Annotated in this window: 13 protein-coding genes; 2 read left to right on the forward strand and 11 right to left on the reverse strand. The window is 67.9% G+C overall.

Features of this window, described 5'->3' with window-relative positions; genetic code table 11:
• Nucleotides 1-102 precede the first annotated feature (102 nt).
• From ACFWF3_RS05710 to ACFWF3_RS05725, 4 genes are all read right to left on the reverse strand, one after another.
• Nucleotides 103-999, reverse strand: coding sequence for an ABC transporter permease (locus tag ACFWF3_RS05710; RefSeq protein WP_379312610.1), 897 nt, complete (start codon nt 997-999; stop codon nt 103-105).
• Nucleotides 992-1,855, reverse strand: a complete 864-nt coding sequence (locus ACFWF3_RS05715; RefSeq protein ID WP_378991960.1) for an ABC transporter ATP-binding protein — start codon at nt 1,853-1,855, stop codon at nt 992-994. Before ACFWF3_RS05715 ends, ACFWF3_RS05710 begins: the two co-directional genes overlap by 8 nt.
• Nucleotides 1,852-2,934 (reverse strand): ABC transporter substrate-binding protein, encoded by a 1,083-nt coding sequence (locus ACFWF3_RS05720; protein ID WP_379312611.1) that lies wholly within the window; start codon nt 2,932-2,934, stop codon nt 1,852-1,854. Before ACFWF3_RS05720 ends, ACFWF3_RS05715 begins: the two co-directional genes overlap by 4 nt.
• 323 nt (nt 2,935-3,257) lie before the next feature.
• A complete protein-coding gene (locus ACFWF3_RS05725) occupies nt 3,258-3,998 on the reverse strand; it encodes an IclR family transcriptional regulator (protein WP_378991964.1) in 741 nt (246 codons plus the stop codon).
• Nucleotides 3,999-4,275: 277 nt separating this feature from the next.
• On the opposite strand from ACFWF3_RS05725, the gene ACFWF3_RS05730 reads away from it, so the two are divergent.
• Nucleotides 4,276-5,730 (forward strand): PLP-dependent cysteine synthase family protein, encoded by a 1,455-nt coding sequence (locus tag ACFWF3_RS05730; protein WP_379312613.1) that lies wholly within the window; start codon nt 4,276-4,278, stop codon nt 5,728-5,730.
• A 437-nt stretch (nt 5,731-6,167) separates the two neighbouring features.
• Here the strand turns inward: ACFWF3_RS05730 and ACFWF3_RS05735 are convergent, their stop codons facing one another.
• From ACFWF3_RS05735 to ACFWF3_RS05765, 7 genes are all read right to left on the reverse strand, one after another.
• Nucleotides 6,168-6,329 (reverse strand): hypothetical protein, encoded by a 162-nt coding sequence (locus tag ACFWF3_RS05735; RefSeq protein ID WP_378631280.1) that lies wholly within the window; start codon nt 6,327-6,329, stop codon nt 6,168-6,170.
• A gap of 52 nt (nt 6,330-6,381) precedes the next feature.
• Nucleotides 6,382-7,584 carry a peptide synthetase gene (locus tag ACFWF3_RS05740; RefSeq protein ID WP_379312615.1) on the reverse strand — a complete coding sequence of 401 codons (1,203 nt, stop codon included), beginning with the start codon at nt 7,582-7,584 and terminating at the stop codon, nt 6,382-6,384.
• A gap of 77 nt (nt 7,585-7,661) precedes the next feature.
• On the reverse strand, nt 7,662-8,705 hold the full coding sequence (locus ACFWF3_RS05745; protein ID WP_379312617.1) for an NAD-dependent epimerase/dehydratase family protein: 1,044 nt from the start codon (nt 8,703-8,705) through the stop codon (nt 7,662-7,664).
• Complete coding sequence (locus tag ACFWF3_RS05750; protein WP_379312618.1) at nt 8,702-10,360, reverse strand: fatty acid CoA ligase family protein; 1,659 nt, start codon at nt 10,358-10,360, stop codon at nt 8,702-8,704. Before ACFWF3_RS05750 ends, ACFWF3_RS05745 begins: the two co-directional genes overlap by 4 nt.
• Nucleotides 10,357-11,256 (reverse strand): hypothetical protein, encoded by a 900-nt coding sequence (locus ACFWF3_RS05755; RefSeq protein ID WP_379312619.1) that lies wholly within the window; start codon nt 11,254-11,256, stop codon nt 10,357-10,359. Before ACFWF3_RS05755 ends, ACFWF3_RS05750 begins: the two co-directional genes overlap by 4 nt.
• An 8-nt stretch (nt 11,257-11,264) precedes the next feature.
• Nucleotides 11,265-12,314 (reverse strand): 3-oxoacyl-ACP synthase III family protein, encoded by a 1,050-nt coding sequence (locus tag ACFWF3_RS05760; RefSeq protein ID WP_379312620.1) that lies wholly within the window; start codon nt 12,312-12,314, stop codon nt 11,265-11,267.
• 382 nt (nt 12,315-12,696) lie between these two features.
• Nucleotides 12,697-13,692, reverse strand: a complete 996-nt coding sequence (locus tag ACFWF3_RS05765; RefSeq protein ID WP_379312621.1) for an LLM class flavin-dependent oxidoreductase — start codon at nt 13,690-13,692, stop codon at nt 12,697-12,699.
• A 158-nt stretch (nt 13,693-13,850) separates the two neighbouring features.
• On the opposite strand from ACFWF3_RS05765, the gene ACFWF3_RS05770 reads away from it, so the two are divergent.
• Nucleotides 13,851-14,249, forward strand: coding sequence for a DUF779 domain-containing protein (locus ACFWF3_RS05770; protein ID WP_378991972.1), 399 nt, complete (start codon nt 13,851-13,853; stop codon nt 14,247-14,249).
• The last annotated feature ends 2 nt before the right edge of the window (nt 14,250-14,251 follow it).

The following is a 14,251-nucleotide window of genomic DNA, read 5'->3' on the forward strand; positions in this document are numbered from 1 at the left end:
GGTTCGTCGGTGCGGGGATGGCGCCACGCGGCCTCGTGGTGGCCGACGCCCATCAGGAAGGCGTTCAGGTGGAAAGTCTTGCGAGCCATGGTGATCTCCTGATCAGGCATTGGTCGGTGAGGTGCGCCAGCGCGAGAGCCGGCGTTCCAGCGCGACGAGGGCGAAGTTGAAACCGAGACCGATCAGCGAGATCGCGACGATCCCCGCGTACATCTGCGGAATCTGGAAGTTCTGCTGCGCGGCGGTGATGAGATAGCCCAAACCGGCTCGCGCGCCGATCATCTCGGCGGCGATGAGGACCAGGATCGAGCCCGCCGCGGCCATCCGGATGCCGGTGAAGATGGACGGGATCGCCGCGGGCAGAATCACCTTCTGGAACAACCGCAGTGGCGAGAAGCCCAGTGAGACCGCCGATTTCACGAGCAGCGGGTCGACGGTGCGCACGCCGGTGATGGTGTTGAGCAGGATCGGGAAGAACGTGGCGTAGCCGATCAGCGCGATCTTCGAGGTCTCGCCGATGCCGAGGATCAGCACGAACACCGGCAGCAGCGCGAGCGCAGCGGTGTTGCGGAACAGTTCGAGCACCGGATTGAGGAAATCCGATACCGGCTTGTACCAGGCGATGGCGATGCCGACCGGGACGGCGATCACCAGGGCGAAGGAGAAGCCGGTGACCGAGCGGGTGAGGCTCGCCGAGGTGTGTTCGGCCAGCTGGCCGTTGCCCGCCAACTCGAAGAAGGCCTGCACCACCGTGGAGAACGGCGGGAGGAATACCTCGTCGACCAGGCCGAACCGGGGCGCCAGCTCCCACGCGCCGAGCAGCAACGCGAAGGCGAGCAGTGGTTTGGCGATGCGGAGCACCGCGCTGCCCGCCGAGCCCGCCGCCCGGGTGAGCGTGGAGCGGGCAGCGGGTGCCGTGATGGGGGTAACCGGCGATGCGGCCGGTTCGGCGGCGGCGACTTCGATGGGACGGACGAGCAGGGGGACGGCGCTAGACATGGGCGGGACTCCTGTCGGTGGACGCGACCGCCGCGGCGGCCGTGCTGTCGTCGGCGGCGAGTTCGAGGCGCTGGGCCCGGCTCACCTCGCTTTGCAGTTCCGTCCAGATCCGATGGCGGTAGTCGCGGAACTGTTCACTGGAGCGGACATCGATATCGCCGCTGCGGTCGATGTCGATATCGATCACGGCCTTCACCCGGCCGGGACGCGAGGTGAGTACCGCGACGCGCTGGCCCAGGTACACCGCCTCGTCGATGCCGTGGGTGATGAACAGGATCGTCTTGCCGGTCGTGCGCCAGATCCGCAGCAGTTCGTCCTGCAGCGACTCTCTCGTCTGCGCGTCGAGTGCGGCGAATGGTTCATCCATCAGCAGCACCTCGGGATCGAAGGCCAGGCTGCGCGCGATCGCCACTCGTTGCTTCATCCCGCCGGACAATTCGTGCGGATACCGGTCACCGAAGCCGGCCAGGCCGACCAGTTCCAGGTAGTGCTCGGCGATCGCCTTGCGTTCCTTGCGAGCGATGCCCTTGGCTTCGAGGCCGAACTGGATGTTGGCGCGGGCGGTGCGCCACGGCAGCAGCGCGTACTGCTGGAACACCACACCGCGGTCGAGGCCGGGACCGGTGATCGGGGCTCCGTCCAGGAGGATCTGCCCGGAGCTGGGCTTGCTCAGCCCGCCGAGCAGATCGAGCAGCGTGGATTTGCCGGAGCCGCTGGGCCCGACCAGGACGAGGAATTCGCCTGCTTCGACCTCGATGGAGATGTCGTCGATCGCGGTGAACTTCTCGTCGGTGCCGCGCACGGCGAACTGTTTGCCCACCGATCGCAACGCGAGTTTGGCTGGGGTGCCGGTCATTTCGCGGCCACCACCTCTCCGGTCGGGCCGCTCGTCGGCTGGTAGGTGCCGTTGGCGTAGGGGTTGTCCTTGTTGGTGAACAGGTCCTTGGCGGTGATCTTGCCCTTGGGCAGTTCGCCGTTGCGCTCGAGCCAGTCGATCCAGATCTGGATCTCCTTGTCCGCGATCACCGCTCCGGGCACCGGCAGGCCGGGGCTGCGCCAGTAGTCGAGCAACTTGAGGTTCTCGTTGCGGCCGCGCTTGGTGATGATCTCGGTGAACTTGGCGACCACCTGATCACGCGGGGTGAGCTGCAGCCAGCGGGTGGCACGCGCGGTGCCCTGCACGAAGTCCTTGACGGCCTCGGGATTCTGCGCGATGTAGTCCTTGCGGAAAACATAGGTGCCGTAATCGAATTCGCCGAAAATGTCCTTGTCGGTGAACAGTGGGTGCAGGCCGCCGCGCTCGACGGCGGTCTCCCGGAATACGCTGCCGAGCGCGCCGACGTCGATCTGACCGCTGCGCAGCGCTTCCTCGGTGTTGACCGGCGGCACCACGATCAGCTGGACCTGCTTGATCTCGGCCTCGCTCAGGCCCTGCTGGTGCAGCCATTCGCGGGTGACGAACTCGTGGTGCGCGCCGAGGGTGTTGACGCCGACCTTCTTGCCGATCAGGTCACGGGCGTTGGTGATGCCGGCGTTGTCGCGTACGAAGTAGCCGGTGAACGACTTGGCATCGGAGCCGTAGGAGCTGAGCACGGCTTGCACCGGCGCGCCGCCCGCGGCGAGCTTGACCACCGCGCCGTTGAACGCGCTACCGAATTCGACCTGCTTGGTGGCGGCCGCCTGGATGTTGGCCGGGCCGCTGGTGGTGTCGCCCTCCCACTGAAAGCTGATCTTGGTGAAGTAGCCCAGGTTGTCGGCGAGCTCGTACGGTGTGACCTGTCCGGTCTGTCCCTGGTAGCGCAGCACGGTCTTGCCGTCGGCGGTCGTCACCGCATCGGTGCCGCCGCATGCGGTGACGACCGCGAGGACGGCGGGTGCGACGAGCGCGGCGGCGAGCGCACGCAGCGGACGTCGTCGGAAGGTATTGGACAACATGGTTCGCGAATTCTTTCTACGGCGTGGGAGGACCACGCGGCGGGCCACCAGGGGCGCACGCCGCGACGATCCGCACACGAAGGGCGGATCAACGGGGTATGAGAGAAAGTGGAGATCGGCGACGGAGGAATGCCGCCGCTGTTTCAGCTGCGACAGAATCCGGGGGACAGGCGCATCAAGTCCACCGTACGACGGCGGACGAGCGCGGGGGATTCGATCATGATGAGACTTTCGTGAGCGGGATCGGCGTAGGGGACGCCGCCTGTATTCAATAGTGCGTCAACAGATAACGGCTCGGCAATACTGTTTCCACATCGTGAAAATCATGGTGCGTCGAATCCCTCACCTGCGGCCGCGGTATGGAAATACGGACCGATACGTACCGCGATCTGGTGCATGGCGGGCAGAACGGCACGAACGAGATCGCGATCCAGACGTACCGCGCGCGCCTGCACACCGATCGCACCCCACACCTGCCGATCCGGACCGAGGACCGGGACGGCGATCGCGCGGATCGGTTCGTCGCTGTCGATCTCCTCGATGGCGAACCCACGACGACGAATGGTGTCGAAGAGTTCGCCGTTGCCGCGGTCGAGTCCCACCGAGGCATGCGCGAGCAGCGCGTGACCGACCGCGCTGGTGCTCAACGGTCGCCGCTCCTGCGGAATCTGGTTGTGGCAGAAATGGATCGGTGGCCTGGCCTGGAACACCGTGAGGGCTTCGTCGGCATCGGCGACACTGAGACTGACGGTGATCTTGATGCCTGCGGCCAGCGCGTACAGGTGCGGCGCCGCGTCGTCGAGCCCGAGCCGTGACAGCGCGGGACGGGCCAGGCACGCCAGTCCGTGCCCGATCCGGTAGCGGTCGGTTGCCGGGTCCTGCTCCAGCAGCCTGCCGCGCACCAGCGCCTGCGCCAGCCGGAAGGTGGTGCTCACCGGGAGTCCGGCCCGCTGCGCCAATTCGCTCAGCGACAATTCGGGGTCCCCGCCCTGAAAGCAGTTCAACACGTACACGGCACGGTCGACGGCTTGTGCGCCGGAGCGGGGTGGTTCGGTCGCGGTCATGGCGGCCTCCTGGTCGACGACGTGCCGAGAACTATCGCCACCACGCTGTCCAGGCGCAATGATTCGGCGCACCGGTGCGAGTAATTCACGAGGCGCCGATCGAATCCGGGTGAGAACAAACCTGTCGACGCGGCGCGGTGGCGAGGAATCTGGAATGTGCACGCGCGGCCGAGGGTCCGCGCCGAATTGTGCTCGGAGAAAGCGGTTTCGACCCCGACTATCTGCGACGGCGGTGCGCAGTGCCGCGGTCGCTCGGCGAAACAGGAAGTTCGGACGCATGACCATCGACATCGATCACACCGTGCGCACCGCCACGGTGTTCGATTCCATCGACCAGGCCATCGGGTACACCCCGCTGGTCCGGTTGAACCGGATCACCGACGACATCGCCGCCACGGTGTATGTGAAGCTCGAATATCTCAATCCCGCGGGGAGCGTGAAAGATCGGGCGGCGCTGTTCATGCTCGACGCGGCCGCGGCCGCGGGGGAGTTGCGGCCCGGTGGGGCCGTGGTGGAGGCGACTTCCGGCAACACCGGCATCGGGTTGGCTGCCATCGCGGCGGCACGCGGCTATCGCACGGTGGTGGTCGTGCCGGACAAGTCGAGCCGCGACAAGATCGCGCTGCTGCGGGCCTACGGCGCCGAGGTGCATGTGACACCCGGTGGCCGTCCGGTCGGGCACCCCGAGCACCTGCGCAGTGTCGCGCTGCGGCTCGCGGAGGAAATCCCGGGTGCCTGGTTCGCGGGCCAGTACGACAACCCGGCCAACCCCACCGCTCATCGGGAAACCACCGGTCCCGAGATCTGGGCGCAGACCGGCGGCGGCGTCACCCACTTTGTCGCGGGCATCGGCACCGGCGGAACCGTCAGCGGCACAGGGGAATTCCTGAAGCAGGCCTCGGTCGGCCGGGTCCAGGTCGTCGGCGCCGATCCCGAGACATCGGTGTACGGCGGCGGTGACGGTCGTGCCTGGTATGTCGAGTCGGTGGGCCACTACCGGCATCCCGACACCGAGCTCGACGAATGGCCGCAGTCCTACCACACCGAGGTGATCGACCGTGTCGAGCGGATCTCCGATGGGGAATCGCTCCGAGTGCTGCACCGGCTGGCCAAGGAGGAAGGCCTGCTGCTCGGTGGTTCCTCCGGCACGTCGATCGCCGCGGCGCTGCGGGTGGCCCGCGCGCTCGGGCCCGAGGATGTGGTGGTGGTGATCGCGCCCGACTCGGGACGCGGATACCTGTCGAAGTACTTCGACGACGGTTGGCTCGGGCAGTACGGATTTCCGTTGCTCGCGGCCCATGGTGAGCTGACGGTCGGTTCGGCGCTCGGTGTGGTCGAGGGAGGCCGGTCGGTCGGGGCAGGTTCGTCGGTGCTCGCCGAGGCGCGGTTGCTCCCGTCGACAACGACCGTGGCGTCGGTCCGCCGAGAACTGGCTTCGCGACGATCTCTTCCGGTCGTCCTCGCCCGGCAGACCGCGGGGCCGGTGGTGGTCGCCGAGGTGCTGGGTACCGCAACGCAGGCGCGCCTCATTGGCGCTCTGGACGAGGATCCGATCGGCGCGCACCTGGACCCGCCGCCGGCGTTCGCCGGCACCACCGAGCCGGTGGGAGCCGCGGTGACACGGCTCGCCGACTATCACGGTGAGGTGCTGATCGTGCACGAGGGCCGCGTGGTCGGTGGGGTCGACGCTGATGCGTTCGTCGCCGCACTCGCGCGCGCGGAGGCGTCATGAGACGCACGACAGGGGCCGCGCTGGGGGCGCTCGGTGTGTCCGCGGTGGCCTCCGTCCGTGGCCGACGCGCGCAACCGGCCGCCGACGCTTCCTCGGCGCAGTGATGGCGACGGTAGCGATGGGCGGCGAACACCCCCGCTGGGGTGGGCGCCGGTGGAGGGATCCGGTCGCCGCCTCCACACCGAATCGGCGGGCGATTCCGCCTTCGGGATCGCGCGACGAACCACGGGAGCGGGAACCGGAATGGGAGAACGCGCTCGCCGCTTCGATGCTTGCTTGGACGGCCTTCCTCGGTGGTTAGCGACTCGCGAGGCGACCGCGGCGCATGCGAGCGCCGGCTCGGCCCAGAGACGGCATGTCAGAACGGTTGCGTCGATCGAGTGGCCCGCGAACGACAGCGCACTGCCGAGCCGGTCACGCGGACCGACGGTGGCAGGTCAGGCGTCGGGTTCGTCGTCGGTCGGGGGCGCGGTAGTGGCGCCGGAGACCCGGATGACGCCTGCTTCGAGGTCCAAGTCGAGGTGGGGTTGACCGTTGGAGTCGCCGCTGCCCTCGTTCTGCAGCTTCTTGCCTGGGAAGAGTTCACCGATGATGCCCACGGTGTCCAGGATAGTCGCGGTAGCGACCTGGTCGCCGGAGTCGGGCGGGTGGCTACCGCTGCCGGTCTGCCGAGCTCGGTGCGGGAAGGTCGGCTTCGAGCATGGAGACGATGCGATCGAGCAGGGCTTCGAGGCGGGCCTCGATGCCCGCGCCGTTGCGTGCCGACACGGTCAGGTCGGTATGGCCGTCGAACTCGGTCAGCCCGAACAGCAGGGGCATGGCGATGCTGTGCTGGGGCAGGACGAACAGTCCGGTCGGGCGGAAGCCGGGGACGGCGAGTTCGTCGGCGGTGAAGCGGCCCATATGGGAGACGGTAGCCGAGGCGAGGTTTCGGCCGAGGCGGGCGCCGAGCCAGTTCGTGGTGCGCAGCACGCCGCGGTTGATCGGGTCCGGGACCAGGGTGATGCGGGTGTTGGCCAGCTGATTCAGCTCGCGCCGTTCGTGCAAACCGGCCTTGATCTGATCCTTGATCGAGATCCAGTCGCGTCCGGGCTCGATATCGAGGAACAGAGGTAGCGCGAGGTTGGCGGTGGAGCGCAGCGCCGGGTCGTGGCGGCGCAGGTCCACGGGCATCATGATGCGCGAGGTGCCGGCAGTCTCGGCAGCCAGCAGGGCACAGACGCGGGCCAACGCGCCGGAACCAGCCGCCGCGATCCGGCGATGACGCAGCAGATGCGGCGCGAGATCGCGGCGCTGCCGGCCTCGGCCGACGGCGGTGCGGTAGCGCGGAACCATCGGAGTCGGCCTGCCGGGAGCGCCGATTCTCGCGACGAGTTCCTGGTCGGCGATCGGATCGGGCTGGGGAACCGGGTCTTCACCGCGTAGTGCGCGCAGCACATTCGTCACCCACGCCACCATGCCGATGCCGTCCATCACGCCGTGGAAGACGCGGAAGATCAGCGTGGTCGGCGCGCCGGCGAGCAGCAGCACCTCGACGGTGGCATCAGGGGTCGGTCCGATCGCGCCCGTGAGGACCGGATCGGTCTCGAGGGCGGGGTAGCTCAGCCGGTGGTCGAGAACGCGCACGGCCGGGGCGATGTCACTGTCGACCCACTCGTTGCCGCGCCGCCGCAGTCGCGCACCGGGGGTGGCCGCCGCGGCGGTGGTTACCGCTGTGCGCAATGCATCCGGGTCGATGTTGCCCTCACCGGGAACCACCAGTTGCATGAGGAAGGGCGGGGCCAGCTCGCGCATGGGGAAATACATCCGCTCGGTGGTCGTCACCGGACGACGGAAAACCTTGCTGCCGTTCATGATTGCCTCCTGGGGCGTCGTCGGTGCCGCGCGGGCCGTGCCGAAGGTGTCGTGGCGGGTGTGACGGTGGCCGCGAACTATCGAAGGTTCTCGGCGAGCACCTCGATGCCGCCCTGCTCGTCGAGCCACGCCAGGAATCCGGCCAGACCGGTCTCGCGATCCACCACAGGCACGTAGCCGAGATCGCGACGAGCCGCACCGGTGTCGTAGGTGGCGGTGCGTGTCATCAATGCGACGGCGTAGCGCGACAGCGGAGGCGACCAGCGATCGGCCACCGCCGGTATCCGCCAGATCGTTTCGATGGTCGCGACGACGGCGGCGAGCACCCGCGGGTTCGGCCGGCGCGCCGGGGCCTGGAAGCCCAGTCGCGTGGCGACCTCACCGAGGAACCCCCAGACATCGGTCTTCTCGGCATCGGCGATGAAATACGCCTTGCCGCCCACCGTGTCCGAGCGCACCGCCAGGAGGCAGGCGTGCACGATATTGTCCACGTGGCACAGCGAGGCCTCGACGGTGCGACCGTAGGACAGGTCCGGCAGCGAGCCCGCGGCGGTGCGATCGAGCAATCGAACGATCGGCCCCGATCGGTCGCCGGCGCCCCAGATCGCTCGCGGTCGCAGCGCCACGGTCGTGAATTCCGCTGTGTCCGCGGCGAGTACGGCGCGTTCGGCCGCGGCCTTGGTTTCGGAGTAGTGATTGAGGTAGCGGCTCGGATACGGCAGCGACTCGTCGACGTCGACTTGATCGCCGCCGTCTCGCTCCATCAGGGCACTCGGACTCGAGATGAAAACGAACCGGCCCGCGCCGCCCCGACGCGCCGCATCCAGGAGCAGCTCGGTGGCCCGCACGTTCTCGGTCCAGAAGCGGTCCCTGGTGCCGCGTTCGTCGACCCGCGCGGCGCTGTGGATCACCGCGTCCATGCCGCTGGTGGCCCGGCTCAGCGACGCCGCGTCGGCCAGGTCCCCGTAGACGAGTGTGACGTGTTCCACGGCTGGACCGAGATCGTCGAGAATACTGCTGCGCCGCACCAGGATCGAGACATCGTGGGAGCCCTGCGCGACCAGCGCCCGCACGATGGCGCCGCCGAGGAATCCGGACGCGCCGGTGACCAGGATCTTCATCGTCGCGAGTCCAGTTTCTTCGTGGCCCAGCGGGCGAGTTGTTCGCGGCCGATCTTGGCGTTGTGCCGGATATCGACCGGGAAGCGCGGATGTACGAGGAATTCGGCGATCGGAGCGAGAGTGTCGAATTCGGTGGCGCGCGTCCGCAATCGGGTGAGTGCGGCCACCGCGTCCGCGCCGGGTTCGAGCTCCACGCACAGGACCGGACGCTGGGCGCCGGGAGCGCCGACACCGACCAGCGCCGTGCGCGTAACTCCGGCGACCACGTTGAAGACCTGTTCGATCTGCACGGTGAACATCGGACCACGCGCGGTCGTGATCCGTTGACTCTTACGCCCGCAGAACCAGATCCGGCCCTGCTCGTCGAGCCATCCCAGATCACCGGTGCGGTGCCAGATCTGCTCGCCATCGCTGATCTTGCCCGCGGTGTTGGCCTGCGCGGGCCAGTAGTAGCGCGTACTCACATTCGGGCCCGCGACGACGATCTCGCCGACCTCGCGTGCGCCGAGTTCTTCGGTGTCGTCCCAGGTCTCGACGGGGTCATCGGTGATGGCGAGCAGCCGGACACGCACTCGATCGGTGGGCAGGCCGATGCAGGTGCCCTCGCCGCTCTTGGCGCGCTCGACCAGACCGGCGAGCAATTCCCGCGATTCGATCGTCGACATGGGCAGCGCCTCGGTCGAGCCGTATCCGGCGTAGATCTCGACATCGGGGCGCAAGACCTCGCGCAACCCGGCGACGCACCAGTGCGGAACTGGTGCGCCACCGGAGAAGATGCTGGCCAGCGACGGTAGGTCGACCGGATGCGCGCGCAACCGTTCCAGCAGCGGGATGAGGACCGCGGGCGAGGCGAACATCGTGCGCACGCCGAAACGCCCGATCGCGTCGACCACGTGCGCCGGATCGGTCGAGCCGACCTTGCTCGGAATCAGCGGTGGCAACACACACCGCGACCCGAGCAGTAGATCGAGGACGCCCACCAGCGGCAGTGTCACCAGGGACGTGCCGGGTGGCGTGTGCCCGCGGGCGGCGTGCACCTGCTCCACCATCGCCGCGAGATTGCCGTGCGTCAGCTCGACGGCTTTGGCGGGACCGGTACTGCCCGTGGTGAATCCGATGATCAGCAACTCGTCGGGATCGGCGGGAACCCGCTCGGGCGGCGCACCGGAGGGGGTGCGAGTCCACGAATCCAGCGTCGGCCCACCCCAGAACCAGCGGCGCCCCACGGTGAGCGTGGTGCGCACACCCCGGAAACTGCGCGGGAACAGCACCCGCAGGGCATGCGCCTGCGGGATCCCGATGAACGCCTGCGCTTCGACCGCGCGCAGACAGTGCACCATGCGGCGCACACCCATGCCCGGATCGATGACGACCGGAACGGCGCCGATCTTCAACAGCGCGAACAGGATCGCGTACAGCTCCGGGCTCGGCAGCACGAGCACGATCGTGCGGGTGCCACTGCCCACCCCGGAATCGGTGAGATGTTCGGCGATGGCGTCGGACCAGTGATCGAGGTCGCGATAGGTGATGTCGCGGTAGTCGGGCAGCCCGTCGGCGGTCGTGCCGCCGGGATAGATGACCGCCTCGCGGTCGGGCTCCTCGCGGGCGAGCGTGCGGAAGCGGTCGATCGTGGCCCAGTAGGTCGCCGTCGTCACGCGGTGGTCTCCGCGGGGAGCCGGTACAGCGTCGCGGCAGCGGACGGGCCCGCGCCCGCGGCGACGAACAGCACGTGGGTGTAGCCGGCGAGGGTGCCTTCGGCGCTCGCTCGCGCGTAGGCCAGCGGCAGTGCGGCGGTGTGCGGGTCGCCGTCGGACAGGTCGGGCACCCGTACCGCGTCCTGGTCGATGCCGAGCGCCTCGGCCAGGCGCCCGGGAAAGCCCGGGCTCGGAGTGGAGGCGATCAACGCGACGAAGGCGCCCTCGAAGTCGGCGAGCGCGGAGTGCGCGACTTCGGTGGCCACCGCGAGGATGCGGTCCTCGAAGTCGGGTTCGCGTTCGATCGTCATCAGCGTTCGCCCGACGGTGCCCATGGCCGCCGTGTCGACGTAGGCCTGTCCCGCGGCAGTGCCGGGTGCGGTCGCGGTGTACACCGGGCCGAAGCCCTCGGGGTCGTCGACCTGCTCGAGCAGCAGCGCGGCACCCGAGGTGGCGTAAGGGAAGTCGGCGTCGGCGCTCGACCGGGTCATCGACGGGTGCGTGTCGCCCGCGACGATCAGAACGTGCTCGGTGCTGCCCGTCGCCAAGACCGAGCCCGCCACCTGCACGGCGTTGACGACGCCGACCGCGCCGTTCATCAGGTCGAAGGAGAAGGTCCGCGGATCGGTCCTGGTGTAGTCGAGCCCGATACCCGCCGCCTTCTGGATCAGCGCGGCCACCGCCGGTTCCACGGTGTTCGAGTCGCGGAACACGCCGGTGTTGATCAGCACGCCGACCTGGTCGGGGCGGACGCCGGCCTGCTCGAGACATTGTGCGGCAGCCCGCCCGCTGTGGGTGACGACGCTGTGGGTGTCGGTCGACCTGCTCGTGCCCGTGGCTCGGATGCGAATGCCCATTGTTGACCTCAGACCTTCAGGGAGGAGATGGTGGCGGACAGGAATCCCGCGACGACACCGGACGCGGCGGGCACCATGAGCAGTTTCGATCCCGCCGCGATGTTGTCGTCGGCGAGCTGATCGTGCAGAACGATGAAATGTGATGTGGTCGAAGTATTTCCGTACTTCTCGATCACATTGAGGTCCGGCGGCATCTCGGCGCCGAACTCACGCGCGGCGACCGCGTTGATGTAGGGCACTGCGGCAGCACCGAACTGGTGATGGATGATGTAGTCGAACTGCTCGCCGGCGAAGTCGCGGCCCTGCTGTTCGAGGAAACTGCCCTGGGCGTCGGGCCAGAGCAGGAACCGCGCTTCGTTGTGCATCTTGCGGTTGTCGGTGTAGAGCGCGACGCCCGACGACTTGTCGCTGGGCATACCGAGGCACAGGTGTGAATGTTCTGCGGCGGTGAGCAATTCGATGTAGTGGATCTTGTCGGCGTCGTCGACCGCGCGGTCCAGCACGACCGCGCACCCGGAGTCGCCCACCGACAGCGAGGCGAACTGCAGATCGTATTTCTCGGTGATCTCGTTCACCGCGGTCTCGGCGATGGGGGTGATCGCCTCGCCGCTGACCACCATGCCGTTGCGCACCACGCCCGAGCGGATCATCCGGTCCAGAATGTAGGTGCCGGTGAGCATTCCGGCACAGGCGTTGGAGACGTCGAAGGTGATGGCGCGTTCGGCGCCGAGGGTCTTGGCGATCGTCGACGCGAACGAGGGCTCCATGTACATGCGGGTGCCGTCGTTGCTGCGGGTGATCGAACACGAGATGATCACGTCCAGCTTGCCCGGCGCGTAGCTCGACCGCGACAGGCAGTCGCGCGCGGCGTTCACGGCGAGGGTGAACGAGTCCTCGACCGACTCCGGGCGGGTGTCGCGCACACGGCGTTCTTTCACGCCGGTGATGCGCTCCAGATCGAACGACGGCGGCGTTTTCAACCGGGAGATCAATTCGGTGGTGGACAAGATGTTCGACGGAAGATATGCCCCGATGGATTCGAAACGCGATTGTGACACGTGAGCTCCCGGATGCGGTCGAAAGAATGGTTTACCGGACGAATCTCGAGCGCCGGTGGACTCGAACCATACCGGTCATCGGCCGGCATCGGGTGCAGTGATCCAGCGCACTGGCCGGTGCGAGATCGTTTGTGCGACACGGTGTTGCGGAAACTTCGGCAATCCACTCGTACATCACAGATCGCCTGGACCAGGGCGTTTGTGTGGCTGTGGGCAATGGTACGGCTATCGGGCCGATCTGCCTCGCCGCGGTGATGTGGTCCTGCAGAACGGTGCTCGCGCAGTGAGTCACTTCACGATTGTTTACACCGTCGAATAAATTGCGAGCCGGACTGGTTTGTTTTCGGAGTACAAGCGGTCTCGCGAATTTTGTCGGCGAGAACTAGCCGCCCAGGCCCACGACGCGGGCCAGCCGCCGATGTGATTCCAGACGCGCCGCTCGATCGAAAGTGCTGGTGTGGACCAGGATTTCATCGGCCTCGGTGCGGCTCACCAGCTTTTCCAATGCTTCGGCGACCTCATCCTCGGTGCCGTGGATCTGGTGGCCGAGCGCCTGCTCGAACAGGTGGCGCTGGCGGTCGGTCATCGTCGCCGGGTCGATCTCCTCGGGTGGGATCAGTGCGGGAAACTCGCCGTGCGTGCGCGAGTAGGCGCTCGACCAGGCCTCCGGGAGCAGCAGTCGGTGCGCCTGCTCGGTCGAGTCGGCGATCATCGCCGTCGCGGAGACGACGACATACGGTCGGGGGACTCGAGCCGAGGGCTGGAACAGGGTGCGGTACCGCTCGATCGCGTCCACCATCGCCTGCGTGCCCGCGATCGGGGCGATCACCAGGGGCAGCCCGAATCGTGCGGCGCGCTCGGCCCCGGAGCCGGTGGCGAGCAGGAACACCGGGACGTCCGCGCCCTCCGCGGAGCCGGCGTGCACACCCTGCCTGCCCACCGCGAAGTAGTCGAGAACCTCGGTGAGGCGTGCGTCGATATCGTCGGCGTCGTCGAGGCCGTGGCCGAGCGCGCGGCGGACGCCGTCGGTGAATCCGACCGAACGCCCGAGGCCCATGTCGATTCGTCCGGGGAACAGCGACCCGAGCACGCCGAACTGCTCGGCGACGACCAGTGGCTGATGATTGGGCAGCATCACCCCACCGGTGCCGACACGGATGCGCGTGGTGGCCGCCGCGACCGCCGCCGCCAGCACGGTCGGCGCGGTTCCGGCGACACCGGGAACACTGTGATGCTCGGCGACCCAGAACCGGTGGTAGCCCCACTGCTCGGCGAGGACCGCGAACGCGACCGTCTCGCGCAGGGCGTCGGCGTGGTCCTGCCCGCGCCGCACGCGTGAGCGGTCCAGGATCGAGAAGCGAACCGATTCGAGTGCCATATCAGTAGTCAACGTCGCAGACGCGAGGCGATTCCGTGGCGGTGACACGCGCGGGTGATCTTCGCAGGTTTGGACCGGTACCAACCCTGGACCAACCTTTCGCAACGATAGTGTGCCCCGAGCACGATCACCGGCGAGAAAACTGCGAGGAGCGCACTATGGTTCGACATCCCAACGGCCGCAAGGTAGATCATCGCCACCGTGCGGTCGAGGCCAGCGATGATGCGCTGCGTGTGCTGCGGCTGCTGCTCGAGATGCACGGCCCGGTGGTGCTGTACCTCGCGCCTGACACCGACGGGTACACGCCGGTCTGTGTGCGGCTGCGGGACTTCCGTCCCGCGCCCGGCGATGTCCTCGCCGGGCAGACGGCGTGGCACACCCAACTGTGGATGGCCGACCGGTTCCACGTCGGGTTCGACGACCTCGATGTCAGCATCGAGGTACGCAACCGTCCGCAGCCGGGCTCCGCCTCACTCGAGACGGCATGCGGATTCCGGTTCGCGCTGCGGATCGACAAGGCAGAGGCGGCCGTCGACTTCGTCGAGGAAGCCTCCTAGCC

This window comes from Nocardia sp. NPDC060220 (assembly GCF_042727815.1).
In the GTDB taxonomy this organism is placed as follows: domain Bacteria; phylum Actinomycetota; class Actinomycetes; order Mycobacteriales; family Mycobacteriaceae; genus Nocardia.

Bases quoted from the DNA above. Each gene is read 5' to 3' on its own strand.
- ACFWF3_RS05710 (WP_379312610.1), bottom strand. From the start codon at position 999: ATGTCTAGCGCCGTCCCCCTGCTCGTCCGTCCCATCGAAGTCGCCGCC.
- ACFWF3_RS05770 (WP_378991972.1), top strand. From the start codon at position 13,851: ATGGTTCGACATCCCAACGGCCGCAAGGTAGATCATCGCCACCGTGCG.
- ACFWF3_RS05745 (WP_379312617.1), bottom strand. From the start codon at position 8,705: ATGAAGATCCTGGTCACCGGCGCGTCCGGATTCCTCGGCGGCGCCATC.
- ACFWF3_RS05725 (WP_378991964.1), bottom strand. From the start codon at position 3,998: ATGACCGCGACCGAACCACCCCGCTCCGGCGCACAAGCCGTCGACCGT.
- ACFWF3_RS05740 (WP_379312615.1), bottom strand. From the start codon at position 7,584: ATGAACGGCAGCAAGGTTTTCCGTCGTCCGGTGACGACCACCGAGCGG.
- ACFWF3_RS05755 (WP_379312619.1), bottom strand. From the start codon at position 11,256: ATGGGCATTCGCATCCGAGCCACGGGCACGAGCAGGTCGACCGACACC.
- ACFWF3_RS05720 (WP_379312611.1), bottom strand. From the start codon at position 2,934: ATGTTGTCCAATACCTTCCGACGACGTCCGCTGCGTGCGCTCGCCGCC.
- ACFWF3_RS05765 (WP_379312621.1), bottom strand. From the start codon at position 13,692: ATGGCACTCGAATCGGTTCGCTTCTCGATCCTGGACCGCTCACGCGTG.
- ACFWF3_RS05715 (WP_378991960.1), bottom strand. From the start codon at position 1,855: ATGACCGGCACCCCAGCCAAACTCGCGTTGCGATCGGTGGGCAAACAG.
- ACFWF3_RS05730 (WP_379312613.1), top strand. From the start codon at position 4,276: ATGACCATCGACATCGATCACACCGTGCGCACCGCCACGGTGTTCGAT.